This window comes from Burkholderia sp. MSMB1459WGS (assembly GCF_001534535.1).
Taxonomy (GTDB): Bacteria; Pseudomonadota; Gammaproteobacteria; order Burkholderiales; family Burkholderiaceae; genus Burkholderia.
In genome coordinates this window covers 233,834-258,685 of sequence record NZ_LPMU01000037.1, presented here as the reverse complement: position 1 = coordinate 258,685, position 24,852 = coordinate 233,834, and the positions used below count along the sequence as shown (strand labels likewise).

Genomic DNA, 24,852 nt, shown 5'->3' with positions numbered 1-24,852 from the left:
TGCTACTTCGTCGGCAGGTTGCGCACGTCGGCCGTCGGCTCGTTGCCGAATGCGTCGCTCAGCGTATAGCCGATCAGTTGTCGGGCGGTTGCCTCGGGCGTGGCGAGCGCGCCGCTCGACTTCAGCTCGTCGAATTTGTCGCGCATCGGGAAATTGTCTTTGCCGGTCGCGCGGATCGTGGCCTGCATGCCCGTGTCGACGACGCCCGGCGCGACGCTGCAGATGCGCAGCGCGCCGTTCGCGTCGAGCGCGACGGCGCGCGCATGGTGATCGAGCGCGGCCTTGGTCGCGCAGTAGACGCTCCAGCCCGCATACGCGTTGCGGGCCGCACCGCTCGACAGGTGCACGATCCGGCATTCGGTCGCGGCAGACGCGGCCTGTGCGAGCGCGGCCGACAGCATCAGCGGCGCGGCGACGTTCAGGCCGACCGCGCGGGCGACGATCGCCGGGTCCTGCGCGGCGAGCGGGCCGATCGGATCGACGATACCCGCGTTGTTGAACAGCAGCACGAGCGACGCGCCGTCGACGAAGCGGCGCAGGGTGTCGCCGGCCAGCCAGGTCGCGATGGTCTTCGAGTCCGACAGGTCGAGTTCGACCTCGGCGAAGCGCTCGCCGGCCTGCGACGCGAGCGACGGATGACGGTTGCGCGACACGCCGAGCACGGCGATGCCTTCCTGCAGCAGTTGTTCGGCGAGCGCCGCGCCGACGCCGCGCGTGTGTCCGGTGACGATGGCGCGCACGGGTGCGGAAGAAGATGCAGTCATGGTGGTGAACCGGTGAGGGAGTGAACGGGTTTGGCGAGCGGCGCGCGGCACGGCGGCAGCGCATTCAACGCGGGTAATGCGTGGTATCGACGCGTGAAGGCGATCGCGCGCGGCGCCGCCGATATCGGGATGAACATCTATCGTAGCGCCGGCATGCGCGTCGCGCAAACGCCCGGGCGTGCGCGAAGGATGAATCTGCGGTGCTGTGCACATGCATCGCCGCGTTGCGTCGCCCGCTATCGGGCGCGCCGCTACGTCCGACGAAAGCCCGCTGCGGCACGTGCGCGCGCCGGTGCGGCGAGTGGCGCCGGGCCGTGCGTCGCGAGCTATCATATGGCTCGCCCGTGCGCGATGCCGGACGGGCAGCGACTGTTTCCCTTCACCTGCTGCACGCTGCGACGCCACTCATGAACACCACGCCGGATACGCCCACGCCCCGCGCTCTTCGCGAACTCACGCCTCTCGAGGCCCGCATTCTCGGCGTGCTCGTCGAGAAACAGCACACCGTGCCGGATACCTATCCGCTGTCGCTGAACGCGCTGACCGCGGGCTGCAACCAGAAAACCGCGCGCTCGCCGGTGATGAACGTCAGCGAGGACGAAGTCACGACCGCGCTCGACGGGCTGAAGCACTTGAGCCTCGTGATGGAGGGCAGCAGCAGCCGCGTGCCGCGTTTCGAGCACAACATGAACCGCGTGCTCGGCATCCCGAGCCAGGCGATCGCGCTGTTGACGATCCTGTTGCTGCGCGGCCCGCAGACGGCCGCCGAGTTGCGCCTGAACAGCGCGCGCCTGCACGGCTTCGCGGATATCTCGTCGGTCGAGGCGTTCCTCGACGAGCTCGCGGCGCGCGCGCAACCCCTCGTCGTCCGGCTGCCGCGTGCACCGGGCGCACGCGAGAACCGCTGGATGCATCTGATGTGCGGCGCGGTGAACGTGGCCGATTTCGCGAGCGCGGATGCCGGCGGCGCGGATGCGGTGCCGCCTTCCGAATTCGAAGCGCTGAAGGCCGAACAGAAACGCCTCGCGGACGAAGTGGCGCGGCTGAATGCGCTGGTGCAGCGGATGGCTGGCGAACTGGGCATCGACGTCAGCGCGCAGGGCGACGCGGGCTGATCGCGTTCCGATGCAGTGATGGCGGGGCTCGCGCACCGCCGCGTTACTTCAGCTTGATGCCGTCGGCGGCCATCTCGGGCGCGGAGCCGAGGTCCGCGTTGACGCGCCGCCCCTGTTCCGTGCGAACTGCTCCGACAGGTCGTGGACGATGCCATGCGGCCCGTCTTCGGCCGGCGTGTCGGCTGCCGCCTCTCCCGGGTGCCATAATCGAGCCTGCCCATCATTCCAGATAGACGTCCCCGGAGAATCGCCATGCAGAACCTCGACAATCCTTCCCACGATCGCGAGGTAGGCAGCGCCGACGCGACGCAGGACACCACGCGCATCGACGACGTCCGCATCGGTGCCGTGCGTCCGCTGATTTCCCCGGCGCTGTTGCTCGACGAACTGCCGGTGCCGGCCGCCACGCAGACGCTCGTCGAGGATACGCGCCGCGCGATCGGCGATATCCTGCACGGTCGCGACGACCGGCTGCTGCTCGTCGTCGGCCCGTGCTCGATCCACGATCACGACCAGGCGCTTGATTACGCGCGCCGCCTGAAGGCTGCCGCCGACGCGCTGAAGGACGACCTGCTGATCACGATGCGTGTCTACTTCGAGAAGCCGCGCACGACGGTCGGCTGGAAGGGATACATCAACGATCCGCGTCTCGACGGCAGCTTCCGCATCAACGAAGGGCTGCGCGCCGCGCGGCAACTGCTGCTCGACATCAACGCGCTCGGCCTGCCTGCGTCGACCGAATTCCTCGATCTGCTGAGCCCGCAGTACATCGCCGACCTGATCGCGTGGGGCGCGATCGGCGCGCGCACGACCGAGAGCCAGAGCCATCGCCAGCTCGCGTCGGGGCTGAGCTGCCCGATCGGCTTCAAGAACGGCACCGACGGCGGCGTGCAGGTCGCGTCGGACGCGATCGTCGCCGCAGCCGCGAGCCATGCGTTCATGGGGATGACGAAGATGGGGATGGCCGCGATCTTCGAGACGCGCGGCAACGACGATGCGCACGTGATCCTGCGCGGCGGCAAGAACGGGCCGAACTACGATGCGGCGCACGTCGAAGCGAGCTGCGCGGTGCTGCGCAAGGCCGGCTTGCGCGAGCAGGTGATGGTCGACTGCTCGCATGCGAACTCGAACAAGTCGCACGAGCGGCAGATCGAGGTGGCGCAGGATCTCGCGCGGCAACTGTCGCAGGGCGAGCACCGGATCGTCGGCGTGATGGTGGAGAGCCATCTCGAGGCCGGCCGCCAGGATCTGAAGCCGGGCGTGCCGTTGCAGTACGGCGTGTCGATCACCGATGCGTGCCTGAGCTGGACGCAGACGGAACCGGTGCTCGACGTGCTGGCGGAGGCGGTGCGGCATCGCAGGGTGTATTCGCGCAATGCGTGACGCAGCGGGGCGGCGCGGCGGCGTGCCGGCCACCGCGTCGTTCGGCGCGCCGCGAAGATCGGGTGGCCATCTGCGAGGTTGTCCTGATCGACGGGCCGCGGCGTCATTTTTTCGCGCCGCGCGCCCATCCATTCTGCGTGGTCATTGATCCTGATCCGGGTCGCCCCACCTGCCGCATCGCACTCCGAACGCACGATCCGTCGATTGCCGCTACCATGAACGACGTGTTGCACGCTGCGGCCCGGCCATGCCGGTCCGCCACGCACACACGCCGTGGCGGCGAGGCCGGCCGCCACGCGACCGACGAAGCGCGGGGCGGCCATCCGCGGGGCGGCCATCCGCAGGGTGCTCACCGGTCAGCCGTTGCACCCGTGTCGCTTCGTTCCCGGAATCCACAACAACCGAACCGGAGTGCAACGCATATGAAGTTCTACAAGACCCTCCTCGCAGCAACCGTCCTCGCCTCGAGCGTCGGCGCGCACGCGCAGATCGCGGGCGCGCAGCCGATCAGCGTGACCGTCGAGCAATCGCAGGCGCTGCTCGAAGGCTGGAGCGTGAAGAAGAGCGTGCTCGGCAAGACCGTGTACAACGACGAGAACCAGAAGGTCGGCAAGGTCCGCGACCTGATCGTCGCGCCGGACGGCTCGGTGTCGGCCGCGATCGTGTCGGCCGGCGGCTTCCTCGGCGTGGCCGCGCACGACGTCGCGGTGCCGATCGCGTCGCTCGACGTGCGCAACGGCAACATCTATCTGCCCGGTGCGACCAAGGATGCGCTGAAGGCCACGCCGGCGTTCCAGTACGCGAAGGTGCCGTCGCCGCCGAAGCCGAAGAAGCTCGACGAAAAGCACTGATTGGCCATCTCGCGCGGCACGCGTCGTACGTCGCGTGCCGCGCGTCCTCGCGACGGTCAGGTTGCGTCGAGTCCGCCGTCGACCGTGATCACCTGCCCCGTCATCCATGCCGCCTGTGGCGACGCAAGCGACACGATCCAGTTTGCGACGTCCGCGGGCTCGCCGCGCCGGCCAAGCGGAATGCGCGTGCGCTCCTGCGCCTTGATCGCTTCGATCTCGGGTGCCGACAGCTTCATCCGTTCCGACAGGAAGTCCGTTTCCGTCGGGCCTGCCGCGACGGCGTTCACGCGTACACCCGCCGATGCGAGCTCGAGCGCCCAGCAGCGCGTCAGATGCTCGAGCGCGGCCTTGCTCGCTGCATAGTGCGACAACAGCGCCGCGGCCTTGTGTCCGAACGTGCTCGACACGTTGACGATGCTGCCGCGGGCTGCTTTCAGGTGCGGCAACGCGGCGGTCGCGAGCATCGACGGTCCGAGCGTATTGACCGAAAAAATCGCGCTGATCGTTTCGAAGGTAGCCTGCTCGAGCGGCAGGATTGCACCCGCGCCCGCATTGTTGACCAGCACATCGAGCCGCCCCGCCAGTGCGACCGCTTCGTCGATCGTGCGCGCGGCGTCGGCCGGATCACCGGCATCCGCGACCACGTAGTCGATGCCTGGCGCGCTGCGCGCGGCTGCGGACAGCGCATCTTCGCGGCGGCCCGTGATGACGACGCGCGCGCCTTCGCGTGCGAACGCGACGGCCGCTGCCAGCCCGATGCCGGCACCGCCGCCGGTAATGAGGACCACCTTGTTGTCGAATGACTGCATGACTTTCCCGTGAAGACGATGGGTTGAATGTGCGTGCCGTTTAGCGTTCGGGCGCATCGTCCGCTGGCGCGAGCGCCACGACGTGGCTGATTCCCTCGTGCGCCATCTTCGTGTACGGACAGAAACGCTCCGTATTGCGGACGAGTTCTTCTGCCACCGCGCGTTCGACGCCCGGCAACTGCACGCGAATGGTCGCGTTCAGCATGAACAGCCCGTCCATCGGATCGCGACAGAAGTCGATCGATGCGGATACCGATGCGCCGGCGATCGACACGCCCGCCCGTGCAGCCAGCAGGCTCAGCGCGCCGTGAAAGCACGCCGCATAGCTGGCGGCGAACAACTGCTCCGGGTTCGGGCCGTCGCCGGGCCCGCCCAGCGCGGACGGCAGGCGCAGCTCGATGTCCAGGCGTCCGTCGTCGGAACGGGCGACGCCCGATGCGCGGCCGTGCTCGGCCGCCCCGCCCGTGACGGTCACCGTCGTCGAGTACAGCGTCTGCGGTTCCCGTCCGCGATACCGGTCGAGCAGCGACAGCGGCGGCGGGCGCAGCGGCGTCATGGCGTGCGTGATCCGGCTGCGGCGTTCAGCGCACGAACGCGTTCTGCCGGAACCATGCGTCGAAGGTCGTCGCGCCGAGGCGTGCACCGGGCGCCGGCACGAGGGTGTCGTCCTGCAGCAGCGCGCCGAAGTAGTCGGCCTCCGCATCGCGCGTCACCGTCCGCGCATCGTGCGTGGCCGCCAGGAAACGCTCGACCAGATCCGCGATCCGCACGCGCTCGGGGCCGCCGATCTCGGCGATGCCGTTGCGCGGCGCGTCGAGCGCGAAGTCGGTCACGGCGGCCGCGACGTCGTCCGATGCGATCGGCTGGAAGTGCGCGGTGGTCAACCGAACCGTGTCGCCTTGCGTGCCAGCCTGCGCGATCGCCCCGACGAATTCGAAGAACTGCGTCGAGCGCACGATCGTGTACGGCACGCCTGCGTCGCGGATCAGGTTTTCCTGAATGATCTTGCCGCGGAAATACGCGCTCTGCTGCAGCCGGTCGGTGCCGACCACCGACAGCGCGACGTGATGGCGTACGCCGGCCGCGCGCTCCGCGGCGAACAGGTTGCGCCCCGACGCCTCGAAGAAGGCCTTCACGGCCGCTTCCTCGAACGACGGCGAATTCGCGAGATCGACGACGACTTCCGCGCCGGCGAGCGCGTCGTCCAGCCCCGTACCCGTGATCGTATCGACGCCGGTCGACGGCGCGGCCGCCACCGCGTCGTGGCCACGTGCGATGAGGTTCCTGACGACCTTGCTGCCGATGAGGCCGGTACCGCCAATCACGACGATTTTCACGATTGCTCTCCTTGAACGGGCGCGCGACATGCGCGCCGCTTGAACCTGCCGAAACCGGCGTCCGTCGCGCTCGCGCGATCGGGCCGGTGTCTTGCCGAACGGCGCAGCGCCGTACTCGCGTGCGTGTCGAACAGCCCGCATCGTAGGCATGCGCCGCGTGATCCGGTAGAGGCCTGCAAGCCCTCACCGTGTTGCTGCGAATGCATCAATCGACCGTCTCCAGCGGCACCATCGTCGTCATCGTGGTCGGGCACTGCAGGTCGCGCGCACGCGTCTGTTCGATCATGTAGTCGATGAATACGCGGATGCGCGTGGGCAGGTGCTTGCGGCTCAGGTAGCAGAGGTAGTGGCCGCCGTCGTCCGGCGCATGCTGGCCGAGACAGCTCACCAGCCGGCCGTCGGCGAGCAGGTCGCACACCTGGTACGCAGGCAGTTGCGCGATGCCGAGCCCGTCGAGCGCCGCGCGCACGACGAGATCGATGTCGTTGAACGTGTGATGCGCGGCGATCTGGCGCTGTTGCGTCAGTCCGTCGATCCTGAATTCCCATTCCGTCACGCGGCCCGACGCGGTGCACAGGTTGATGCAGCGATGCCGAGCGAGGTCGTCGACGTGGCGCGGCAAGCCGTGCCGGTGCGCATACGACGGCGACGCACAGACGATCATCTGCATCGGAATCAGCCGGCGCGCGACGATCGCGCTGTCCTCCATGCGGCCGTCGCGAAACGCGACGTCGATGCGGTCGGCCGAGAAATCGGCCGGCCGGTCGTTCAACAGCAGGTCGAGCGTGATGTCCGGATACCGCGCATGGAAATCGCGCAGCAGCGGCGCGACGACTTTGCGGCCGAAACCCGGCGTCGAGCCGATGCGCAGGTGCCCGCTCGGCGGCCCGCTGCGCAGCTCGCGCATGTCCTCGAGCGCCTGCGCCAGATGCTCGATGCCGGGCCGGCAGTTTTCGTAGAAGAGCTCGCCTTCGCGCGTCAGCGACACGCTGCGGGTCGTGCGCTGGAACAGGCGTGCGTCGAGCCGGTCCTCGAGCCGTTGCACGTGGCGGCTGACGGACGAGCGGCCGACGCCGAGGCGATCGGCGGCGCGCGCGAAGCTGCCTTCGGTGACGACGGCCAGAAAGGTGACCACGCCGGCATAGCAGGTCGAGAAACTGCGCGCGAACGGATCGTCGGCATCGGGGCGGCGAATGGAGGTGTCGGGCATGGAGGCGCTGGAATCGTGGTGTCCGTATGCGACTAGACGTTTCAGCGTTGCCGCCTGTGACACCGCCCGCCGCATTTTTTCGAAAAGGGTGCGGGCGACGTGCGAGCCGGCTATTTTTCCGGCACGAGCACGGGTGCGCCCTTGTCCTTCAACAGCAGCACGATGAACTTCGCGGGCCGGGTCCGGCTCGCGTTGCGTCCGACCGTGTGCAAGTCGTTCCGGCCCTCGTAGAAGGTCTCGCCCGGCTTCAGCGTGACGGGCTCGCCGCCCTTCACCTGCATCACGATCGAACCCTCGACCACATAGACGAACGCGTCGGCGTGGTGGCGGTGGACGGGATCGACCGCGCCGGGCGGGTACTCGACCGAGATCATCAGCGCTTCCTTGCCCGGGTACGCGTCGAGCGGCTTCGTCATCAGCGGCGTGACGATGGCCGAGGGCGCCGCGCGAACGGCGCCGGTCGCGGCGCCCGCGACGACGAGCGCGGACGCGATCACGTGTTTCATGCGAATCATGGTGGTGGCTTCCGGTGGGCCGCCGGCCGACGGCCGGCAGCGAAGGAGGGCGGCGGGAGGCCGTTAAGCGAGATTCGCCTTGTCGAGGCCGAACGCCTTGTCGGACGACCCCGGCACGGTCCGGAACGCGACGTTCGCGCGGTTCCAGCCGTTGATCGCCATCACTTCGAACGTCAGGTCCGACAATTCCTTTTCGGAGAGCTGGCCGCGCACACGATCGTAGAGATCGTCCGGCACGCCGTGCTCGGGCAGTTTCGTCAGCACTTCGGTCCATGCGAGCGCGGCCCGCTCGCGCGGCGAGAAGAGCGTCGATTCGCGCCACGTCGCCAGATGGTGCAGGCGCAGTTCGCGCTCGCCGTGGATGCGCGCTTCCTTCACGTGCATGTCGACGCAGAACGCGCAGCCGTTGATCTGGGATGCGCGGAGCGACACGAGATCCCGGATCGATTCCTCGATCGCGCTGTTGCGCAGCTGGTTGCTGAGTTCGAGGAATGTCCTGAACAGCTCGGGCGACTGTTGAATGTAGTTGATACGCTGCGTCATGATTTCTCCTGGCGACGAAGAGGCTGGCCCGCGCTGCGCGGGTGTCGTGGGCGGCAGGGCGCCGCGCGAAATCATCTTAGGAGTGTGCGCCGGTGCGCGGTAGCCACGCACGGGGACGCATCGTGTTGCGCGCGCTGCACCAATCCGCGCTCGACCGTGGCCGCGGCCGGCGCGCGATGCACGCGTCAGCCGGCGGCGGAGGCAGCCGCGATTCGGGCGAGCTTGTCGGGGTTGCGTTGCACGAGAATCCGGCCGATGCGCGTACCGTCGGTCTCGAACGACATCGCCGCTTCGAGTCGTCCGTCGATGAAGCGCAGCAGCGCCCACTGGCTGTTGAGCACGACCGGCCGCATCTCGACACCGCTGCCGCAGCGCAACCACGTCGCATAGAACAGTTGAGCGATCCGCCGGCCGCCGACCATCGGCTTCGGGAAGCTCTGGACGTGACCGCCGCCGTCGCCGATCAGCATCGCATCTTCGGCGAGCAGCGCCTGGATCGACGGGAAGTCGCCTTGCGCGAGCGCCTGCGTGAACGTCTGCAGCAGCCGGCGATGCGTTTCGTGCGGCACCGCATGCCGCGGCAGGGTATCGTCGCGCAGCCGCGCCCGGGCCCGGCTGACGAGCTGCCGGCACGCGGCTTCGGTCTTGCCGACCGCCTCGGCGATCCGGTCGTAGTCGAACTCGAAGATTTCATGCAGCAGGAACGCCGCGCGCGCTTCCGGCGTCAGCCGTTCGAGCAACAGCAGGTACGCCACCGACACGTCGTTCGCGCGCTCCGCCATTTCCTCGGGCGTCGCGGGCGATTCGCCGAGTTCCGGTTCGGGCAGCCAGATACCCGTGTAGTGCTCGCGCCGGAGCTTCGCCGCGCGCAGGCGATCGATCGACGTCCGCGTCGTGACCGCGACGAGCCATGCCTCGGCGTTCTCGATGCTGTCGCGCGCCGCGTCGTGCCAGCGCAGCCATACGTCCTGCACGATGTCCTCGGCGTCCGCGACGGAGCCGAGCATCCGGTACGCGATCTTCTGCAGGCGTGGGCGCAGCGCGTGGAAAGTTCGTGCGTCGTCGGGCGTCACAGCCACACTCCGTCGAACCCGAACGTCACGGGCCCGCTCAGGAACGCGCTGCCTGCGCCGTCCCATCGAACCGTGACGTCGCCGCCGTCGCACGTCACTCGCACGGTGTCGTCGAGCAGCCCGCGCCGGATCCCGTTGACCACCGCGCCGCACGAACACGAGCCGGAGCCGAGCGGCACGCCGCCGCCGCGTTCCCAGATGCGTAGACGGATATGCGTGCGGCTGACGATCTGCACGAAATGGACGTTGGTCTTCAGCGGAAACAGCGGATGGGCTTCGATCGGCGGGCCGAGCGCTTCGATGTCGAGCGCGGCGACGTCGTCGACGAAGAACGTGCAGTGCGGATTGCCCATGCTGCATGCGGCCGGCGCACCGGGCAGCGGCAGCGCGAGCGTGTCGACGGCTTCCGAGAGCGGCACGTCCTGCCAGCCGAGCCGGGGCGCGCCCATTTCGACCGCGATCAGCCCGTCCGCCTCCTGCGCACAGTGCAGGCGCCCGCGATTCGTGCGCAGCACGACCGATGCCGCGCCGGTTTCCCGCATCAGCTTCCATGCGACGCCGCGCGTCGCGCTGCCGCAGGTATCGAGCGCCGAGCCGTCGGGATTCCAGAATGCGACGCGCGCGGCTGCGTCGTCGCCGTCCGAGATCACCGCGAGCTGGTTGAAACCGATGCCGCGACGCCGATCGCCCATGCGCCGCACGAGGTCGCGATCAATGCGCTGCGCGGGATCGTGTTCCCGGCCGCGCAGGTCGACGATGACGAAGTCATCGCCATTCGCGTTCATCTTCTGAAATCCGATCGGCATGGCGGTTCCGGAATGGAGGCAGGTGAACACTGTACGGGGTGCGCGGGCCGCGATCAATGCCGTTCGGGCACGGCGCGGCGCCGGAAGATTCGATGCGCCCGACGTCCGGCGGGCTGCCCGATTGGCGGTCACGTCGTTGCATCGACGACCCGGTTTGACACGCGCTCGGTTCCGCGACGCGGGATACATTCGATTCGCGCTGGCGGCCGGCATATCCGATGCCCGCCGTTTTGCCTCATGCCGCGTGCGGAAGCCTTGGCGTGACGATGAATTGGCTACTTGTCGTCGCCTTCGAGAATATCGAGCCGATCTTCAGTCGCCAGCCAGCGGCAACGTTCGGGCTCGCCATCATCGCGACACTCCTCCTCCTTGTGGTCTACCCAGACCCGCTCCGAGAGGCGCAAACCGCGAGCCTGAGCCTCATCGCTGTTTTTTGCATAGCGGGAAAGAATGCGGCGGTAGGTATCGTTGAGCGCCCGATCGGCCCGTTGATAGAGCCAGTCGTGGGGACGTGCGGGATCGAATGACGGGAAATTGCCGAACGGGAAAGCTTCTTCCGGATTGTTGGAATACCAGCCGTTGGCTACGCCGACGATCATTTTGACCGACCGCTGCGAACGTGGAACCGCAAATTCGGAATTCCACGTCAAGACCATCCAGTTATGGTCGCCGTGTGTATCCAGAACGCGCACGTTGACCGTCTTGACAGGGTTCCCGTTTTCCCGGATGTGCACTGCGGCACACGGCCCCACCCGGTGCTGTTCGTCACCGTCGAACCGCGCAATGCAAGTACCCGGCGGGGGAAGCGACGTTCCGGTAACCTGACCGAAGTTGTCCTTGCTGGCGTCAGTATCCGTGACCTTCACAAGCAGCGACACGCGCGGTGAATTTTCGTCCACATGGGCTGCTTCGACATCAAGATGCAGCGTGCCCTCCGCCAGCGCGTTCGTAGAGAAAAGAGCACAGAAACCGGCGAGCGTCGTAACGGCAAGTCGAGTGAAGTGCATGACCGATGATCGAAGGTTGAAAAAAGTGCGGCACCAAGCGCCACGATCTTAAGTCGCGTGAGCGGGACTTTCAAAGTATCGTGCGCCCGGCACCGGTCCTTGCGCGTGCGCCGCCCTCGCGGGATTCGCCGAGACGGACTGATCGTTTCGACGAAAACATGAACGTTTGTGAACGTCGCTGGCAAGGCACGCGTCCATGCAAACCGACGCTTCCCGAATGCTTCGCGCGCATCTACGTAATTCTACGTAGATCCTCATACGTAGTTATCCGCTTGTAAGGGGCCCCCGTCGCGCGGAATACTACGGCCCATCGCCGCGGTCTCTGCGAGGCCGCGGCACGACGCATCGACGTCACGCGGGTTCGGCCCCTCGCCGCATCCACTCAAAAACACATTGGAGACCAGGAGACGCCATGAATCGGGCTTCCAGTACCCTGCTCTGGATCGCGGTCGCGCTGCTCGGCGCGTTCGCATTCGGCACGATCGCGCTTGCACACGGCGAGCGCGTCAGTGCCCTCTGGATCGTGATCGCCGCAGTCTGCGTGTATCTGATCGCGTATCGCTTCTACAGCCGTTTCATCGCCAGCAAGGTCATGCAGCTCGACGGGCTGCGGATGACGCCGGCGGTCAAGTACAACGACGGCCTCGACTACGTGCCGACCAACAAGTACGTGCTGTTCGGCCATCACTTCGCCGCGATCGCCGGCGCCGGGCCGCTGGTCGGCCCCGTGCTCGCCGCGCAGATGGGCTACACGCCCGGCATGCTGTGGATCCTGGCCGGCGTCGTGTTCGCCGGCGCGGTGCAGGACTTCATCGTGCTGTTCATCTCGACGCGCCGCGACGGCCGTTCGCTCGGCGACCTCGTCAAGATGGAGCTCGGCACGGTGCCCGGCGTGATCGCGCTGTTCGGCGCGTTCCTGATCATGGTGATCATCCTCGCGGTGCTCGCGCTGATCGTCGTGAAGGCGCTGACCAATTCGCCGTGGGGCACGTTCACCGTCGCCGCGACGATTCCAATCGCGCTGTTCATGGGCGTCTATACGCGCTACATCCGCCCGGGCCGCATCGGCGAAGTATCGATCATCGGCTTCGTGCTGCTGATGGCGTCGATCGCGTTCGGCCAGACCGTGCACGACTCGCCGGCGCTTGCCGCGTGGTTCACGTTCAGCGGCACGCAGCTCACGTGGATCCTGATCGGCTACGGCTTCGTCGCGTCGGTGCTGCCGGTGTGGCTGCTGCTCGCGCCGCGCGACTATCTGTCGACGTTCCTGAAGATCGGCACGATCCTCGGCCTCGCGATCGGCATCCTCGTCGTCGCACCGGAACTGAAGATGCCCGCGCTGACGAAGTTCGTCGACGGCACGGGCCCGGTGTGGTCGGGCAATCTGTTCCCGTTCCTGTTCATCACGATCGCGTGTGGCGCGGTATCGGGCTTCCACGCGCTGATCTCGTCGGGCACGACGCCGAAGCTGATCGACAACGAAACCAACGCGCGCTTCATCGGCTACGGCGCGATGCTGATGGAATCGTTCGTCGCGATCATGGCGCTGGTGGCCGCGTGCGTGATCGAGCCGGGCATCTACTTCGCGATGAACGCACCGGCCGCCGTGCTCGGCTCGACGCCGGAAGCCGTCGCGAACACCGTCACGCAATGGGGCTTCGTGCTGACGCCCGACATGCTCACGCAGACCGCGAAGGCCGTCGGCGAAACGACGATCATCGCGCGCGCGGGCGGCGCGCCGACGCTGGCCGTCGGCATGGCGCACATCCTGCACCAGGTGATCGGCGGCGAGGCGATGATGGCGTTCTGGTATCACTTCGCGATCCTGTTCGAGGCGCTGTTCATCCTGACGGCCGTCGATGCGGGCACGCGCGCGGGCCGCTTCATGCTGCAGGATCTGCTCGGCACGTTCCACCCGGCGCTCAAGCGCACCGAGTCGTTGCCCGCGAACCTCGTCGCCACCGCGCTGTGCGTGGCCGCGTGGGGCTACTTCCTGTACCAGGGCGTGGTCGATCCGCTCGGCGGCATCAACACGCTGTGGCCGCTGTTCGGCATCTCGAACCAGATGCTCGCCGCGATCGCGCTGGTGCTCGGCACCGTCGTGCTGTTCAAGATGAAGCGCGAGCGCTATGCGTGGGTGACGATCGTGCCGACCGTGTGGCTGCTGATCTGCACGCTGACGGCCGGCTGGCAGAAGATTTTCGACGCGAACCCGAAGGTCAGCTTCCTCGCGCACGCCGCGAAGCTGCAGGCCGCGGTGGACGAAGGCAAGGTGCTCGCGCCGGCGAAGTCGATCGCGCAGATGAAGCGCATCATCTTCAACGACTACATCGATGCGGCGCTGGCCGGGCTGTTCATCTTCGTCGTGCTCAGCATCGCGGTGTACGGGCTGATCGCCGTGCTGCGCGCGCGCCGCGAGTCGAAGCCGACCGTGCGCGAGACGCCGTACGAAGCGATGCCGGCCGCGCAGGCGCTCGGCAGCGGACGTTGATGGGAGGCCGCGATGTTCACCGATCTCGGCAGCGACCTGCGCAGTGCGGGGCGTTACCTCGGGCAGGCGTTGCGGCTGATGGTCGGCCTGCCCGACTACGATACCTACGTCGCGCACATGCGCGACACCCACCCGGACCGCGAGCCGATGACGTACGAGGAATTCTTCCGCGAGCGTCAGAATGCGCGGTACGGGTCGGGAGCAGGGAAGTGTTGCTGAACCGGGCCGTTGCAATGCACTGACGAATCGGTTCGGTATCGAAACGGAAAGCGCCGCGATGGCTATCGCGGCGCTTTTTCTTTGGCGGGCCGGCGGCGCGCATCGCACGGCGCCCGCGCGCCGTTTGCCCGGCCGCAGCGCGGCGGCATCCAGCCGCCAGTATCATGAGGGCTCCTTCTTTTCCCGATGGACCGCAGGAGAACACGTCGTGCATGTCGGTGAGCGTTTCAACAGCATTTCCCATCTCGTCGGCGCGGTGCTGTCGGTGGCAGGTCTCGTCGCGCTCGTGACGATGGGCGCGCTCGAAGGCGATCCGTACAAGGTGGTGAGTTTCAGCGTGTACGGCGCGATGCTGATCCTGCTCTACGCGATCTCGACGGCGTATCACAGCGTGCGCAACCCGCGCCTGAAGGCGATCTTGCAGAAATGCGATCATTCGGCGATCTACCTGCTGATCGCCGGCAGCTACACGCCGTTTACGCTGGTCACGCTGCGCGGCCCGTGGGGCTGGTCGCTGTTCGGCGTGAGCTGGGGGCTCGCCGTGTTCGGCATCGTGCAGGAACTCACGCTCGGGCGCCGCACGCGCCTGCTGTCGATGATCCTGTACGTGCTGATGGGCTGGCTCGCGCTCGTCGCCGTGCGGCCGCTGATCCATGCGCTGCCCCCGATCGGCACCGCATGGCTCGTGGCTGGCGGCGTGATCTACAGCGCGGGGATCTACTTCTTCATCAACGACGAACGCATTCGCCACGGGCACGGCATCTGGCATCTGTTCGTGCTGGCCGGCAGCCTGTGCCAGTTCGTCAGTGTCGCAATGTATGTCGCGTGAGCGGCGCGCCGTGCCGCATGGACGAGCGCTTCGGCGCGATGGCGGTCATGCGCGCTCGGCCGTCGATGCTGCGCCGCGCAGCACGTTGAACCCGACCCATCCCCAGTAGACGCGATGATGAGCGATCAGCCCGTCGCGCAGATCCATCACCTCGACGAGATCGACCTGATCGCCTTCCGGCGTTTCGCGCGGATATTCCCACGTCAGTTGCCGTCCGTTCGAAAAGAACACGCCGGTGCGGTACCAGCGTCCGAGCCGGTTTCCCAGATTACGCAGGCCGGCCGCGAAGAATTCGCCGATCGCCGGCTTGCCGTGCAGCATGCCGGAGCCGTGGCCGGGCAGCGCGACGACGATCAGCGGTGTTTCGAGTATCGCGTCGTCCGCGTAGAGCGACATCAACGCGTCGAGATCGTGTGCGACGACGGCGGCGTGCCAGTTCTGATGAATGCGGTGCGCATCGGTATGGTCTGCGAGGGTCATGGCGATGGCGGCAAGCGTGGATAACGGAACCACTGTATCGACGCCCTGCCGCCGGACGTTTCAGCGTGGGCCGAAACGTGGATGCTGCATGTGCCGGACACGATCGTGCGGCCTGCGAGCCCCTCGCTCCGCAGACCTCTCGGTCCGGAGGCCCTCAGCCGCCCAGCGCGCCGAGGTTCAGCTCATGCGACTTGCCGATCCACACCGCGCAATCGCGATGGTCGCGCAGATCGTCGCCGGTATTCGGATGCAGGAAGATGTCGAGCGCGCCGTGATTCAGCACGAGCCACGGCACGATGTCGTCGAATCGCGCGGCGCCGAACGCGATCTGGTACGACCAGGCCGGATGCGGGCCGACGAGGCGTTCGTGAAAGCGCCCGAGTTCGATGGTCGTGCCGAACCGCGCGTCGACGACCTGGCGAAATGCCCAAGCCGCGTCGCGGCTCGCCGCATCGAAATAGACGTGCGCGTGCCAGCTGTCGATGGCGGTAGTGTCGAAGGCGGCCATGGAGAGACTCGATTAAAAAGGGGAATGCCAGAGATGCCGTGCGAAACGGCCGATGCGTGATTATCGCGCGTCCTCGCCGATTGCGTCGTGTCTCAATCCGGCAAGCCGATGCAGATGATTTGTCCTATATCGAAGAATCGGCTGATCCGATGAGGTCGTCTCGGCAGTATCCGCATGCGCGATATCACGCCGACGCCTTGTGGGCGGGCACAGCGACCGGAATCGCACAGGCAACACGTCATTTCCGAAATCGAAAGAGCGGAATGAGCACCCGTCGAATCGCCGATAAAAATCCGATCAGATCGTTGAATGAAATAAAGAAATTCCATTTCGACGGGATTCGCGAGCGGCGCCGTTCGTACGCCGAATGCGTGGCTGAAAATAACAATTTCGGATTCGGCTATTCAAGCGACATGCGCCCCGACATACGATGATTTCAACGCATCGATGATGGATCGATGCGGGGACAACCATCTGGAGGCCACTATGCGATCCCTCGTTCCCGTTGCCGTTCTTTCCTGCGCACTCGCTGCGCTGCCGGCCGTCGGCTTCGCGCAGTCGATCGGTGCCGGCGACACGCCGCATGCCGCGCCGTTGACTTGGTCGGCGGCGCGTGCCGAAACCGATGTGCAACTGATGCAGATGACGCGTGCCGGCTATCGCGCGACGGCGGCCGGCAACCAGAACTACCCGCTCGCGATGCAGCGGGCGCTCGAGCGCGTGAACAACCCGATGCCCGACCGGTGGCGCGACGAAAAGGCCGCGATGGAAGCGCGGGCGGCCCGCGACGCGCAGAGCGGCCATCCGGTGAAGGCGTTCTTCGTGAAAACCGCGTACTACCTGAAGGGCGAGAACACGTTTTGACGCAGGAGACGAATATGGCATGCTCCGACCGATGGTGCGGCGTGTTGCGTGTGTCGGCGATACGCAGGCTGCCGCAAGCGTGCGCGACGCGACGGCGCGCCGATGTGCACGGCATGCGACATCGGGCGAACACCCTGCGCGACGCGGGCCGCAGCGCTGTCGTGTGCCGCAGTGTGTGGCCCGGGTCGGCGGAGGGCGGCGCATCCGCGAGCGAGGGCGAATCATGAAGGCTGCCCGGAAAGGCCGTCGCCATTCGCCGTTGACGCGCGAATGGCTGCTGCCGCTGCCGCCCGCGCATGCACGCGACATCTCGCTGAAATGCCATATGGCGCTGGTCGCGCTGCGCGGCGAGCACGGTAGCGAAGCGTTGCTGATGCGGCTGCGCACGAGCGTGTATCTGGTGTTCCTCGCGCTCGACGATGCGGTCTCGCCCGACGCGACCATCGACCTGTGCGTCGACGCGGAGCGCGTGCTGGACGCGAGCGTGGCGCGCGCTGCGCAAAGCGGTGCCTGGACGTTGCACGACGACGAATGCGCGGTGCTCGAACGTGTGCTCGCGGCGAACGACGCATGCGTCGCGACGCTCACGCGCCATCGGCTGGCGGAGCTGTGGCGTCATGTCTGCACTTTCGCTTCAGCCGAACAGCCGGGGCTGGTCGCGCAGGCCGCGGCGAAGATGCGGGCGCCGGCCGTTCTGCATTGAGTGGCGGCCCGCGGGCCGTGTTTCATACGCGTCTCATTTCATCGCGCGGCCGCGTGCCGTCTAATGACATGACTGGAACCCCGGCGAGCCGGGCGACGACGATTCATCCTCGCGTTGACGACGAACGTGCGTGTCGACGCGAACGTATTCGTTTCAGTCAGGGAGGAGCGATGGCGCTATACAGGAGCGGCGGCTACTTCACGTGCGGAAGTGGCCGCGCATTCAGCGAGAACCTGCCGCCGGGCAGCAAGGTGACGGTGGCGGGCATCTATCGATGCACCGTGTGCGGCGACGAAATCGGTATTGCGAAAGCGCAGACGTTGCCGTCCGAGGAAGCGCATCCGCACGATCTCGATCCGCCGTCCGACCCGCTGCTCGATCCGGGGCCGACCGCCTGGCAACTGATCGCCGCGGCGGAGTCGCGAAGCTAGGCAATCGACGGCGCGCTTCTGCGCGCAGGCGCGCAAGCGCAATGCGTGACTCGGCGCCCGCCAAAACAAAAAGCGCCACGGAGCGAACTCCGTGGCGCTTTTCGATGCGTGGCCGCTGCGAAGGCGCGAACCTTCGCACGGCGCAACGCGCTTAAGCGGCCGTCGCCGACTTCGCCGGCTTCTGCAGCTTGCCCTTGCCGGCGCGCTGGATTTCCTCGAGCTTGATCTCGACATGGCGCGAGAACACGTACTCGGCCGGACGCTGCTTCGCGATCGAGATGTCCGGTGCGAACGGGCCGTCGGTCTTGATGCCCTTGCGGCTCACGCGCAGCGCCTTCAGCGGGTTGGAGATCGTGTCCATCACGGCCGTGGCCTCGAAGCCGCAGTGGACCATGCAGTCCGCGCACTTCTCGTAGTTGCCGACGCCGTAGTTGTCCCACTCGGTCGTTTCCATCAGTTCCTTGAAGGTCTTCACGTAACCTTCGCCGACCAGATAGCACGGCTTCTGCCAGCCGAACACCGTACGCGCCGGGTTGCCCCACGGCGTGCACTTGTACGTCTGGTTGCCGGCCAGGAAGTCGAGGAACAGCGACGACTGGCTGAACGACCAGCGCTTGCCGCCTTCGCCGCGCTTCAGGATTTCGCGGAACAGGTTCTTCGTCTTGTCGCGGTTCAGGAAGTGCTGCTGATCCGGCGCGCGCTCGTATGCATAGCCCGGCGACACGGTGATGCCGTCGACGCCGATCGGGCCCAGCGTGTCGAAGAACTTCGCGACGCGCTCGGGGATCGCATCGTTGAACAGCGTGCAGTTGATGTTCACGCGGAAGCCGCGGCGCTTCGCTTCCTTGATCGCCGCGACCGCCTTGTCGTACACGCCTTCCTGCGACACGGAATGGTCGTGCATGTCCTTGTCGCCGTCGAGGTGGACCGACCAGACGAAATACGGGCTCGGCTGGTAGTCGTCCATCTTCTTTTCCATCAGGAGCGCGTTCGTGCACAGGTACACGAACTTCTTGCGCTTCATGATGCCCTTGACGATTTCCGGCATCTCCTTGTGGAGCAGCGGCTCGCCGCCGGCGATCGACACGACGGGCGCGCCGCACTCGTCGACGGCCTGCAGGCATTCCTCGACCGAAAGACGCTGGTTCAGGATCGGATCCGGATAGTCGATCTTGCCGCAGCCGTTGCACGCGAGGTTGCAGCGGAACAGCGGCTCGAGCATCAGCGCGAGCGGATAGCGTTTGTTGCCGGACAGGTGCTGGCGCACGATGTAGGCGCCGACACGGACTTGCTGGAGCAGCGGAATAGACAAGGGATGTCCTCCTTAAACTTCGCGGGCGACAGCTTGCGTGAGCTTCGCCGGCAACTTGAATTCGACTTTTTCTTCACGGCCCGCCATCGTCGCGACATCGACGGGCCCCAGCGCGCGCAGCGCGCCGATTACATCCTCGACCATTTCCTCGGGCGCCGACGCACCGGCGGTCAGGCCGACCGTCTGCACGCCCGCGAACCATTCGGGCTTCACTTCCGAGCCGTCGGCGACGAGATAGCTCGGCACGCCGCTTTCGGTGCCGATCTCGCGCAGGCGGTTCGAGTTCGAGCTGTTCGTCGCACCGACGACGAGCAGCACGTCGACCTGTTCGCTCAGCTCGCGCACGGCGGCCTGGCGATTCTGCGTGGCATAGCAGATGTCGCGCGTGTCCGGGCCGACGAGGTCGGTGAACCGGCGCTGCAGCGCTTCGATGATGCCGCGCGTGTCGTCGACCGACAGCGTGGTCTGCGTGATGTACGCGACCGGCGTATCGACGGGCAGCGTCAGCGTATCGACTTCGGCTTCGCTCTGCACGAGGATCACCTCGGCCGGAATCTGGCCGATCGTACCCTCGACTTCCGGGTGGCCCGCGTGGCCGATCAGGATCAGCCGGCGGCCCGCCGCGACGTACTGGCGGCCCTGCACGTGCACTTTCGTGACAAGCGGGCAGGTCGCGTCGAGCACGTCGAGCCCGCGCGCTTGCGCGTCGTGCTCGACCGTCTGGGCGACACCGTGCGCGCTGAAGATCGCGACGGCGCCGTGCGGCACCTCGTCGAGTTCCTCAACGAATCGTGCCCCTTTATTACGCAGATTTTCGACGACATGCCGGTTATGCACGATCTCGTGACGCACATAGACCGGCGCACCGTGCTGTTGCAGCGCGCGATCGACGATCTCGATCGCACGGACAACCCCCGCACAGAAGCCGCGGGGCTGGGCAAGGATGACTCGCATAAGTGAGCGAACTCCGACGACAGACGCCGGGGTTCGAGGCGCTGGCACACGCTTGCTCGCCCCGGCTTGATGTTATGAAGGCAGGAACGAACCGGCCGGCCAGGCCCCGGAACCCCGAATTAATCGCGCATTTTAACCCTATCGCGCCGTCCTTGCTTCGGTGCCGTGTCGAACCGTTGCAATTGCGGGAGAGCTGCGTCGGCGCTGGCGCGCGCGGAACCCGGTAAACTGCGCGGTTTCGCGGTCGGCCGCTCCGGCTGCCCGCCATCGCGCTCATTTCAAGGCCATTCGATGACCGTCGATTCTTACGCGTATTGCCCGTCCGCCCGTGCGGGTTTGGATGTTTCGTTTCCGACCCTTATTCGTGCCGTCGAAGCCGTCGCCCGGCGGGAGGCAGGCCGATGATGCTGGCGATCGCTTTCCTGGTGTCCGGCCTGTCGCTGGTGATCTGGATCGTGCTGCTCGTCGCGCGCGGCGGCTTCTGGCGCGCGCAGCCCGCGCGGCCGCTGCCGCCCGACGCCCGCGGCGCCGCGGCCGAAGCCGGCTGGCCGGCCGTCGTGGCGGTCGTGCCGGCGCGCAACGAAGCCGACGTGATCGCCCGTGCGGCGACTTCGCTGCTCGAGCAGGATTATCCGGGCGAGTTCCATCTGATCATCGTCGACGACCACAGCGACGACGGCACCGCCGATGCGGCCCGCGCGGCCGCGCTTGCGATCAACCGCGCCGACCGGCTGACGGTGCTGAGCGCGAAGCCGCTGCCGGCCGGCTGGTCGGGCAAGGTGTGGGCGCAGTCGCAGGGGATCACGGCGGTGCAGACGCTCGGCCTGCCGGCCGACTACCTGCTGCTGACGGATGCCGACATCGGCCATCCGCCCGACGCCGTCGCGCAGCTCGTCACGCGCGCACAGGCCGAGAATCGCGATCTCGTGTCGCTGATGGTGCGGCTGCGCTGCGACTCGTTCTGGGAAAAGGCGCTGATCCCGGCGTTCGTGTTCTTCTTCGCGAAGCTGTACCCGTTCTCGTGGATCAACGACCCGCGCAACCGGACGGCCGGCGCGGCCGGCGGCTGCATGCTCGTGAAGCGCACGGCGCTCGAGGAAGCGGGCGGCATCGAATCGATTCGCGGCGCGCTGATCGACGACTGCAGCCTCGCCGCGCAGATCAAGCATCGCGGCAGCGGCCGCCATCCGATCCGGCTCGATCTCGCCGATCGCAGCGTGTCTCTGCGCCCGTACGACAGCTGGCGCGACATCTGGAACATGATCGCGCGCACCGCGTTCACGCAACTTCACTATTCGCCGCTGCTGCTGGCAGGCACGCTGCTCGGGATGACGATCATCTACCTGGTGCCGCCCGTCGCCGCGCTCGCCTACGGCGCGCGCGCGTGGCCGGCGTGGCTCGCGTGGGCGTCGATGTGCGCCGCGTATGCGCCGATGCTGCGCTACTACCGTCGCTCGCCGCTGTGGGCGCCCGCGCTGCCGCTCGTCGCGCTGTTCTACGTCGGCGCGACGTTCGCGTCCGCGTGGCGTTACTGGCGCGGCAAGGGCGGCCAGTGGAAGGCGCGCGTGCAGGCGCCGGTGGAGCGCTGACCATCAACGGCGGATACCGGCCGTCCCGATAAACCGGAACGCTGAAAACACACAGCCCGGATCGACGCAAGCCGATTCGGGCTGTTTGCTTTCCGGCCGGTTTCAGGCCGACGCGCGCGCTTACCGCTGCGTCAGCATCATGTACATCTGGATCACGACGTCCGGCGAGAACGTGAACGGCACCCAGCCGTAGCCCGTATGGCGGGCGACCAGCAGGCGGTCGCCGTTCGACTGCTTCTGCACGGCCATCATCGGGTTCTTCGTCGTCACGAAACGCCAGCCGGCCGGAATGCCGGGCGGCGGCTCCGGCTGCATCGACGCGCGCGCGTGCGCGAGTTCCTCGATCAACTGGCCCAGTTGCTCCGGATGCAGCGTGATCGATTCGCCGTTGATGGTCAGCGTGAGTTCATTCTGGGACGGGCGCGCGACGTGCAGCGTCGCCTTGTCGGCCGGCGCGGCAGCGGTGCCGGCTTCAACCGCGATTTCGGCTTGTGCTGCCGGGACCGGTGCGGTCTCGGTATCGGCCGGGGCGGCGGCTGCTTCGACCGCTTCGACCGTTTCGGCCGCTTCGGTCACCGCTGGCGCGGCCTCGTTTACGGGCGCTTGCGCCGCCGCTGCCGGCTCGACGACGTCGGCTGTCGCGGCCGAGGCGGTAACCGCACTCGTCGCGGCTTCCTTGACGACGGCCTCGACCAGCGCTTCGGCGTCGGCGACAGCCTTCGCGTGGTGCTGCGCGGCCGCTTCGGCCTGGGCGATCGCTTCGGTATGACGCCGCGTAATGGCTTCGGCTTCGGCGGTGGCTTCGGCGTGGCGTTGCGCGGCGGCTTCGGCCTGGGCGATCGCTTCGGCGTGACGCCGCGTGATGGCTTCGGCCTCGGCGGTGGCTTCGGCGTGACGCTGGGCGGCCGCCTGCGTGTCGGCGAGCGCCTGCGTGTGACGCTGAGCGAGCGCCTCGGCCTCGGCGATCGCGGCCGCGTGGCGTTGTGCGGCGGCTTCGGCTTCGGCGGTCGCCGCGGCATGGCGTTGCGCGGCCGCTTCGGCTTCGGTCGCGGCGGCGTGATGACGCTGCGCGGCGGCCTCGGCTTCGGCGATCGCGGCCGCGTGGCGCTGCGACGCGGCTTCGGCATCCGCGTGACGTTGCGCGAGCGCCTCGGTCAGCGCGGTGGCTTCCGCATGGCGCTGGGAAGCGGCTTCGGCTTGCGCGGCTGCATCCGTATGACGTTGGGCGGCCGCTTCGGCGGCGGCGGTGGCGTCGGCGTGGCGCCGCTGCGCGGCTTCGGCATCGGCGGCAGCGGCCGTGTGGCGCTGCGCGGCGGCCTGCGCTTCGGCTTCCGCCGCCGCGTGACGCTCGGCCGCGGCCCGGGCTTCCGCCGCCGCGGCGCGCGCGAAGGCTTCCGCGCTGCGGGCCGCCTGCTGGGCGGCGTGGTGATCGTGGAGGAGCTGATCGACGCCCGTGGCGAGCGAAGCGATCTGATCGTTCAGGTTCATGCGTGTCTTCTCTGCGTAAGACCCGCGATTTTAACCGCTGCGCCGATACCGGTCCGCGCGCGACGTGTAACAAAGTGCGCGAAGCGGCGCGAGATGCGCCGCTTTGTGTTACTTCAGGTAGCCCGCCGAGCCGAACCAGTCCAGCGCATCGCGCAGCCCCTCGCGGTACGGGCGCGCACGGTAGCCGAGCTCGCGCTCGGCCTTCGCGGACGTGAAATACATCTTGTTCTTCGACATCCGCAGCCCGTCCACGGTGACGAACGGCTCCTTCTTCGTGAACTTCGCGACCGCTTCGGCGCCGACCGCGAGCGGGTACAGCGGCCAGCGCGGCAGCGCGATCGTCGGCGCCTTGCGGCCCGTCATCTGCGCGATGTCCGCGAGCATCTGCTGCAGCGGCAGGTTCTCGCCGCCGAGGATGTAGCGCTCGCCGATCCGGCCGCGCTCGAGCGCGAGGAAATGGCCGTGCGCGACGTCGTCGACGTGCACGAGGTTCAGCCCCGTGTCGACGAACGCGGGAATCTTGCCGAGCGCGGCCTCGACGATGATGCGGCCGGTCGGCGTCGGCTTGATGTCGCGCGGGCCGATCGGCGTCGACGGATTGACGATCACGGCGGGCAGCCCTTCGTCGGCGATCATCCGCTCGACCGCGCGCTCCGCGAGCACCTTGCTGCGCTTGTAGACGCCGATCGCTTGCTCGGCCGTGAGCGGCCGGTTCTCGTCGGACGGGTCGCCGGCGCTCGTCACCTTCAGCGTCGCGACGCTGCTCGTGTAGACGATCCGCTCGACGCCTTCCGCGCGGGCGGCGCGCATCGTCGCGACCGCGCCTTCGAGGTTCGCGCGCTCGATCTCGTCGGGGTCGGGCGCCCACAGCCGGTAGTCGGCCGCCACGTGCAGCAGGTAGCGCACGCCGCGCAGCGCGGCGCGCATCGACGCCTCGTCGCGCATGTCGCCGGTGACGATCTCGGCATCGAGATCCGCGACGTTCGTGCGCGGGCTGGTCGGGCGCACGAGCACGCGCACCGCATAGCCTTTCTGCTGCGCGATGCGCGCGACGGCCGAGCCGACGAAACCGGACGCGCCGGTGACGAGAACGAGATCGCGGGAAGTATCAGTCATGCGTTTCCTTCAGGGCCGCGCGCGCGGCGCGGCGGTTGGGCATCGGCGAGATTGTACGTGGTCGGCGTGCGCGGCGACGCCCGGCCGGCGCGTGTGCGAAGCGGCCGACGCGACTACAATGCCGGGCTTGAATGCAACGGGAGGGCGACGCGATGAGCCGCAATGAACTGGACGAACGGATCGAGACCTACTACGTGCGGGTGCGCGGCGTCGTGCAGGGCGTCGGCTTTCGTCATGCGACGGTGCGCGAGGCGCATGCGCTGAAGCTGCGCGGCTGGGTCGCGAATCTCGAGGACGGCACCGTCGAGGCGATGATCCAGGGGCCCGGCGCGCAGATCGACCGGATGCTCGCATGGCTGCGTCACGGGCCGCCCGCCGCGCGCGTGACCGAGGTGACGTTCGAGGAACGCCCGACCGAGCGGCGCTTCGAGCGCTTTCAGCAGCAGTAAGCGGCA

General features: G+C 67.4%; 28 protein-coding genes. 12 read left to right on the top strand and 16 right to left on the bottom strand.

Annotated features, from left to right (window positions below):
* Window positions 1–2: 2 nt before the first annotated feature.
* Entirely contained in the window at window positions 3–764 is a 762-nt protein-coding gene (locus WT97_RS15505) for an SDR family oxidoreductase (protein ID WP_060032847.1), read from the bottom strand.
* 407 nt (window positions 765–1,171) lie between these two features.
* On the opposite strand from WT97_RS15505, the gene WT97_RS15500 reads away from it, so the two are divergent.
* From WT97_RS15500 to WT97_RS15490, 3 genes are all read left to right on the top strand, one after another.
* On the top strand, window positions 1,172–1,879 hold the full coding sequence (locus WT97_RS15500; protein WP_060353731.1) for a YceH family protein: 708 nt from the start codon (window positions 1,172–1,174) through the stop codon (window positions 1,877–1,879).
* Window positions 1,880–2,131: 252 nt separating this feature from the next.
* Window positions 2,132–3,262, top strand: a complete 1,131-nt coding sequence (locus WT97_RS15495) for a 3-deoxy-7-phosphoheptulonate synthase (RefSeq protein ID WP_059792733.1) — start codon at window positions 2,132–2,134, stop codon at window positions 3,260–3,262.
* 422 nt (window positions 3,263–3,684) lie between these two features.
* Window positions 3,685–4,113, top strand: coding sequence for a PRC-barrel domain-containing protein (locus WT97_RS15490; protein WP_059499544.1), 429 nt, complete (start codon window positions 3,685–3,687; stop codon window positions 4,111–4,113).
* A gap of 56 nt (window positions 4,114–4,169) precedes the next feature.
* On the opposite strand, the gene WT97_RS15485 is transcribed toward WT97_RS15490, so the two are convergent.
* From WT97_RS15485 to WT97_RS34085, 9 genes are all read right to left on the bottom strand, one after another.
* On the bottom strand, window positions 4,170–4,922 hold the full coding sequence (locus WT97_RS15485) for an SDR family NAD(P)-dependent oxidoreductase (RefSeq protein ID WP_060032854.1): 753 nt from the start codon (window positions 4,920–4,922) through the stop codon (window positions 4,170–4,172).
* A 40-nt stretch (window positions 4,923–4,962) separates the two neighbouring features.
* On the bottom strand, window positions 4,963–5,478 hold the full coding sequence (locus tag WT97_RS15480) for an Ohr family peroxiredoxin (protein WP_060032857.1): 516 nt from the start codon (window positions 5,476–5,478) through the stop codon (window positions 4,963–4,965).
* 25 nt (window positions 5,479–5,503) lie between these two features.
* The gene (locus WT97_RS15475) at window positions 5,504–6,259 is read right to left on the bottom strand and encodes an SDR family oxidoreductase (RefSeq protein ID WP_060353730.1); all 756 of its coding nucleotides are present in this window, start codon (window positions 6,257–6,259) and stop codon (window positions 5,504–5,506) included.
* Window positions 6,260–6,464: 205 nt separating this feature from the next.
* The gene (locus WT97_RS15470; RefSeq protein WP_060032863.1) at window positions 6,465–7,469 is read right to left on the bottom strand and encodes a LysR family transcriptional regulator; all 1,005 of its coding nucleotides are present in this window, start codon (window positions 7,467–7,469) and stop codon (window positions 6,465–6,467) included.
* 110 nt (window positions 7,470–7,579) lie between these two features.
* Window positions 7,580–7,984, bottom strand: coding sequence for a cupin domain-containing protein (locus WT97_RS15465; RefSeq protein WP_059499539.1), 405 nt, complete (start codon window positions 7,982–7,984; stop codon window positions 7,580–7,582).
* A gap of 63 nt (window positions 7,985–8,047) precedes the next feature.
* Window positions 8,048–8,527, bottom strand: a complete 480-nt coding sequence (locus tag WT97_RS15460) for a carboxymuconolactone decarboxylase family protein (protein WP_059499538.1) — start codon at window positions 8,525–8,527, stop codon at window positions 8,048–8,050.
* 185 nt (window positions 8,528–8,712) lie between these two features.
* A complete protein-coding gene (locus WT97_RS15455; RefSeq protein ID WP_060032865.1) occupies window positions 8,713–9,600 on the bottom strand; it encodes an RNA polymerase sigma-70 factor in 888 nt (295 codons plus the stop codon).
* Window positions 9,597–10,406 (bottom strand): diaminopimelate epimerase, encoded by an 810-nt coding sequence (gene dapF, locus WT97_RS15450; RefSeq protein WP_060032869.1) that lies wholly within the window; start codon window positions 10,404–10,406, stop codon window positions 9,597–9,599. Before dapF ends, WT97_RS15455 begins: the two co-directional genes overlap by 4 nt.
* Before the next feature lie 275 nt (window positions 10,407–10,681).
* A complete protein-coding gene (locus tag WT97_RS34085) occupies window positions 10,682–11,413 on the bottom strand; it encodes a lysozyme inhibitor LprI family protein (RefSeq protein ID WP_156440257.1) in 732 nt (243 codons plus the stop codon).
* A gap of 412 nt (window positions 11,414–11,825) precedes the next feature.
* Here WT97_RS34085 and WT97_RS15440 point away from each other — a divergent pair, with 412 nt between their 5' ends.
* The 3 genes from WT97_RS15440 (at window position 11,826) to WT97_RS15430 (ending at window position 14,952) form a co-directional block, all read left to right on the top strand.
* Complete coding sequence (locus WT97_RS15440; RefSeq protein WP_060032875.1) at window positions 11,826–13,904, top strand: carbon starvation CstA family protein; 2,079 nt, start codon at window positions 11,826–11,828, stop codon at window positions 13,902–13,904.
* 12 nt (window positions 13,905–13,916) lie between these two features.
* On the top strand, window positions 13,917–14,123 hold the full coding sequence (locus tag WT97_RS15435; RefSeq protein ID WP_011881067.1) for a YbdD/YjiX family protein: 207 nt from the start codon (window positions 13,917–13,919) through the stop codon (window positions 14,121–14,123).
* A gap of 208 nt (window positions 14,124–14,331) precedes the next feature.
* Complete coding sequence (locus WT97_RS15430) at window positions 14,332–14,952, top strand: hemolysin III family protein (RefSeq protein ID WP_059499534.1); 621 nt, start codon at window positions 14,332–14,334, stop codon at window positions 14,950–14,952.
* 45 nt (window positions 14,953–14,997) lie between these two features.
* Here WT97_RS15430 and WT97_RS15425 read toward each other — a convergent pair whose 3' ends face one another.
* A complete protein-coding gene (locus WT97_RS15425) occupies window positions 14,998–15,432 on the bottom strand; it encodes a nuclear transport factor 2 family protein (RefSeq protein WP_060032879.1) in 435 nt (144 codons plus the stop codon).
* 154 nt (window positions 15,433–15,586) lie between these two features.
* Window positions 15,587–15,940, bottom strand: a complete 354-nt coding sequence (locus WT97_RS15420) for a DOPA 4,5-dioxygenase family protein (RefSeq protein ID WP_060032882.1) — start codon at window positions 15,938–15,940, stop codon at window positions 15,587–15,589.
* Between the two features lie 119 nt (window positions 15,941–16,059).
* Here WT97_RS15420 and WT97_RS34080 point away from each other — a divergent pair, with 119 nt between their 5' ends.
* The 4 genes from WT97_RS34080 (at window position 16,060) to WT97_RS15405 (ending at window position 17,938) form a co-directional block, all read left to right on the top strand.
* Window positions 16,060–16,374, top strand: coding sequence for a hypothetical protein (locus WT97_RS34080; RefSeq protein WP_156440256.1), 315 nt, complete (start codon window positions 16,060–16,062; stop codon window positions 16,372–16,374).
* Between the two features lie 52 nt (window positions 16,375–16,426).
* Window positions 16,427–16,804, top strand: a complete 378-nt coding sequence (locus WT97_RS15415; protein ID WP_059499531.1) for a hypothetical protein — start codon at window positions 16,427–16,429, stop codon at window positions 16,802–16,804.
* 223 nt (window positions 16,805–17,027) lie between these two features.
* Window positions 17,028–17,507 (top strand): hypothetical protein, encoded by a 480-nt coding sequence (locus WT97_RS15410; protein ID WP_060032885.1) that lies wholly within the window; start codon window positions 17,028–17,030, stop codon window positions 17,505–17,507.
* 170 nt (window positions 17,508–17,677) lie between these two features.
* Complete coding sequence (locus WT97_RS15405) at window positions 17,678–17,938, top strand: hypothetical protein (protein ID WP_006485063.1); 261 nt, start codon at window positions 17,678–17,680, stop codon at window positions 17,936–17,938.
* A 151-nt stretch (window positions 17,939–18,089) separates the two neighbouring features.
* On the opposite strand, the gene hpnH is transcribed toward WT97_RS15405, so the two are convergent.
* Window positions 18,090–19,250, bottom strand: coding sequence for an adenosyl-hopene transferase HpnH (gene hpnH, locus WT97_RS15400; RefSeq protein ID WP_006480287.1), 1,161 nt, complete (start codon window positions 19,248–19,250; stop codon window positions 18,090–18,092).
* Between the two features lie 12 nt (window positions 19,251–19,262).
* The gene (gene ispH, locus WT97_RS15395) at window positions 19,263–20,204 is read right to left on the bottom strand and encodes a 4-hydroxy-3-methylbut-2-enyl diphosphate reductase (RefSeq protein WP_034205903.1); all 942 of its coding nucleotides are present in this window, start codon (window positions 20,202–20,204) and stop codon (window positions 19,263–19,265) included.
* 401 nt (window positions 20,205–20,605) lie between these two features.
* Here ispH and WT97_RS15390 point away from each other — a divergent pair, with 401 nt between their 5' ends.
* On the top strand, window positions 20,606–21,793 hold the full coding sequence (locus tag WT97_RS15390) for a glycosyltransferase (RefSeq protein WP_060032888.1): 1,188 nt from the start codon (window positions 20,606–20,608) through the stop codon (window positions 21,791–21,793).
* A gap of 120 nt (window positions 21,794–21,913) precedes the next feature.
* Here WT97_RS15390 and WT97_RS15385 read toward each other — a convergent pair whose 3' ends face one another.
* A complete protein-coding gene (locus tag WT97_RS15385; protein WP_060032891.1) occupies window positions 21,914–23,281 on the bottom strand; it encodes a hypothetical protein in 1,368 nt (455 codons plus the stop codon).
* Window positions 23,282–23,389: 108 nt separating this feature from the next.
* Complete coding sequence (gene hpnA / locus WT97_RS15380) at window positions 23,390–24,397, bottom strand: hopanoid-associated sugar epimerase (RefSeq protein ID WP_060032893.1); 1,008 nt, start codon at window positions 24,395–24,397, stop codon at window positions 23,390–23,392.
* A 152-nt stretch (window positions 24,398–24,549) separates the two neighbouring features.
* On the opposite strand from hpnA, the gene WT97_RS15375 reads away from it, so the two are divergent.
* Window positions 24,550–24,846 (top strand): acylphosphatase, encoded by a 297-nt coding sequence (locus WT97_RS15375; protein WP_059499629.1) that lies wholly within the window; start codon window positions 24,550–24,552, stop codon window positions 24,844–24,846.
* Window positions 24,847–24,852: the final 6 nt, after the last annotated feature.

Bases quoted from the DNA above. Each gene is read 5' to 3' on its own strand.
- WT97_RS15505 (WP_060032847.1), bottom strand. From the start codon at position 764: ATGACTGCATCTTCTTCCGCACCCGTGCGCGCCATCGTCACCGGACAC.
- WT97_RS15500 (WP_060353731.1), top strand. From the start codon at position 1,172: ATGAACACCACGCCGGATACGCCCACGCCCCGCGCTCTTCGCGAACTC.
- WT97_RS15495 (WP_059792733.1), top strand. From the start codon at position 2,132: ATGCAGAACCTCGACAATCCTTCCCACGATCGCGAGGTAGGCAGCGCC.
- WT97_RS15490 (WP_059499544.1), top strand. From the start codon at position 3,685: ATGAAGTTCTACAAGACCCTCCTCGCAGCAACCGTCCTCGCCTCGAGC.
- WT97_RS15485 (WP_060032854.1), bottom strand. From the start codon at position 4,922: ATGCAGTCATTCGACAACAAGGTGGTCCTCATTACCGGCGGCGGTGCC.
- WT97_RS15480 (WP_060032857.1), bottom strand. From the start codon at position 5,478: ATGACGCCGCTGCGCCCGCCGCCGCTGTCGCTGCTCGACCGGTATCGC.
- WT97_RS15470 (WP_060032863.1), bottom strand. From the start codon at position 7,469: ATGCCCGACACCTCCATTCGCCGCCCCGATGCCGACGATCCGTTCGCG.
- WT97_RS15465 (WP_059499539.1), bottom strand. From the start codon at position 7,984: ATGATTCGCATGAAACACGTGATCGCGTCCGCGCTCGTCGTCGCGGGC.
- WT97_RS15460 (WP_059499538.1), bottom strand. From the start codon at position 8,527: ATGACGCAGCGTATCAACTACATTCAACAGTCGCCCGAGCTGTTCAGG.
- dapF (WP_060032869.1), bottom strand. From the start codon at position 10,406: ATGCCGATCGGATTTCAGAAGATGAACGCGAATGGCGATGACTTCGTC.
- WT97_RS34085 (WP_156440257.1), bottom strand. From the start codon at position 11,413: ATGCACTTCACTCGACTTGCCGTTACGACGCTCGCCGGTTTCTGTGCT.
- WT97_RS15440 (WP_060032875.1), top strand. From the start codon at position 11,826: ATGAATCGGGCTTCCAGTACCCTGCTCTGGATCGCGGTCGCGCTGCTC.
- WT97_RS15435 (WP_011881067.1), top strand. From the start codon at position 13,917: ATGTTCACCGATCTCGGCAGCGACCTGCGCAGTGCGGGGCGTTACCTC.
- WT97_RS15425 (WP_060032879.1), bottom strand. From the start codon at position 15,432: ATGACCCTCGCAGACCATACCGATGCGCACCGCATTCATCAGAACTGG.
- WT97_RS15420 (WP_060032882.1), bottom strand. From the start codon at position 15,940: ATGGCCGCCTTCGACACTACCGCCATCGACAGCTGGCACGCGCACGTC.
- WT97_RS15415 (WP_059499531.1), top strand. From the start codon at position 16,427: ATGCGATCCCTCGTTCCCGTTGCCGTTCTTTCCTGCGCACTCGCTGCG.
- WT97_RS15410 (WP_060032885.1), top strand. From the start codon at position 17,028: ATGAAGGCTGCCCGGAAAGGCCGTCGCCATTCGCCGTTGACGCGCGAA.
- WT97_RS15405 (WP_006485063.1), top strand. From the start codon at position 17,678: ATGGCGCTATACAGGAGCGGCGGCTACTTCACGTGCGGAAGTGGCCGC.
- ispH (WP_034205903.1), bottom strand. From the start codon at position 20,204: ATGCGAGTCATCCTTGCCCAGCCCCGCGGCTTCTGTGCGGGGGTTGTC.
- WT97_RS15390 (WP_060032888.1), top strand. From the start codon at position 20,606: ATGATGCTGGCGATCGCTTTCCTGGTGTCCGGCCTGTCGCTGGTGATC.
- WT97_RS15385 (WP_060032891.1), bottom strand. From the start codon at position 23,281: ATGAACCTGAACGATCAGATCGCTTCGCTCGCCACGGGCGTCGATCAG.
- hpnA (WP_060032893.1), bottom strand. From the start codon at position 24,397: ATGACTGATACTTCCCGCGATCTCGTTCTCGTCACCGGCGCGTCCGGT.
- WT97_RS15375 (WP_059499629.1), top strand. From the start codon at position 24,550: ATGAGCCGCAATGAACTGGACGAACGGATCGAGACCTACTACGTGCGG.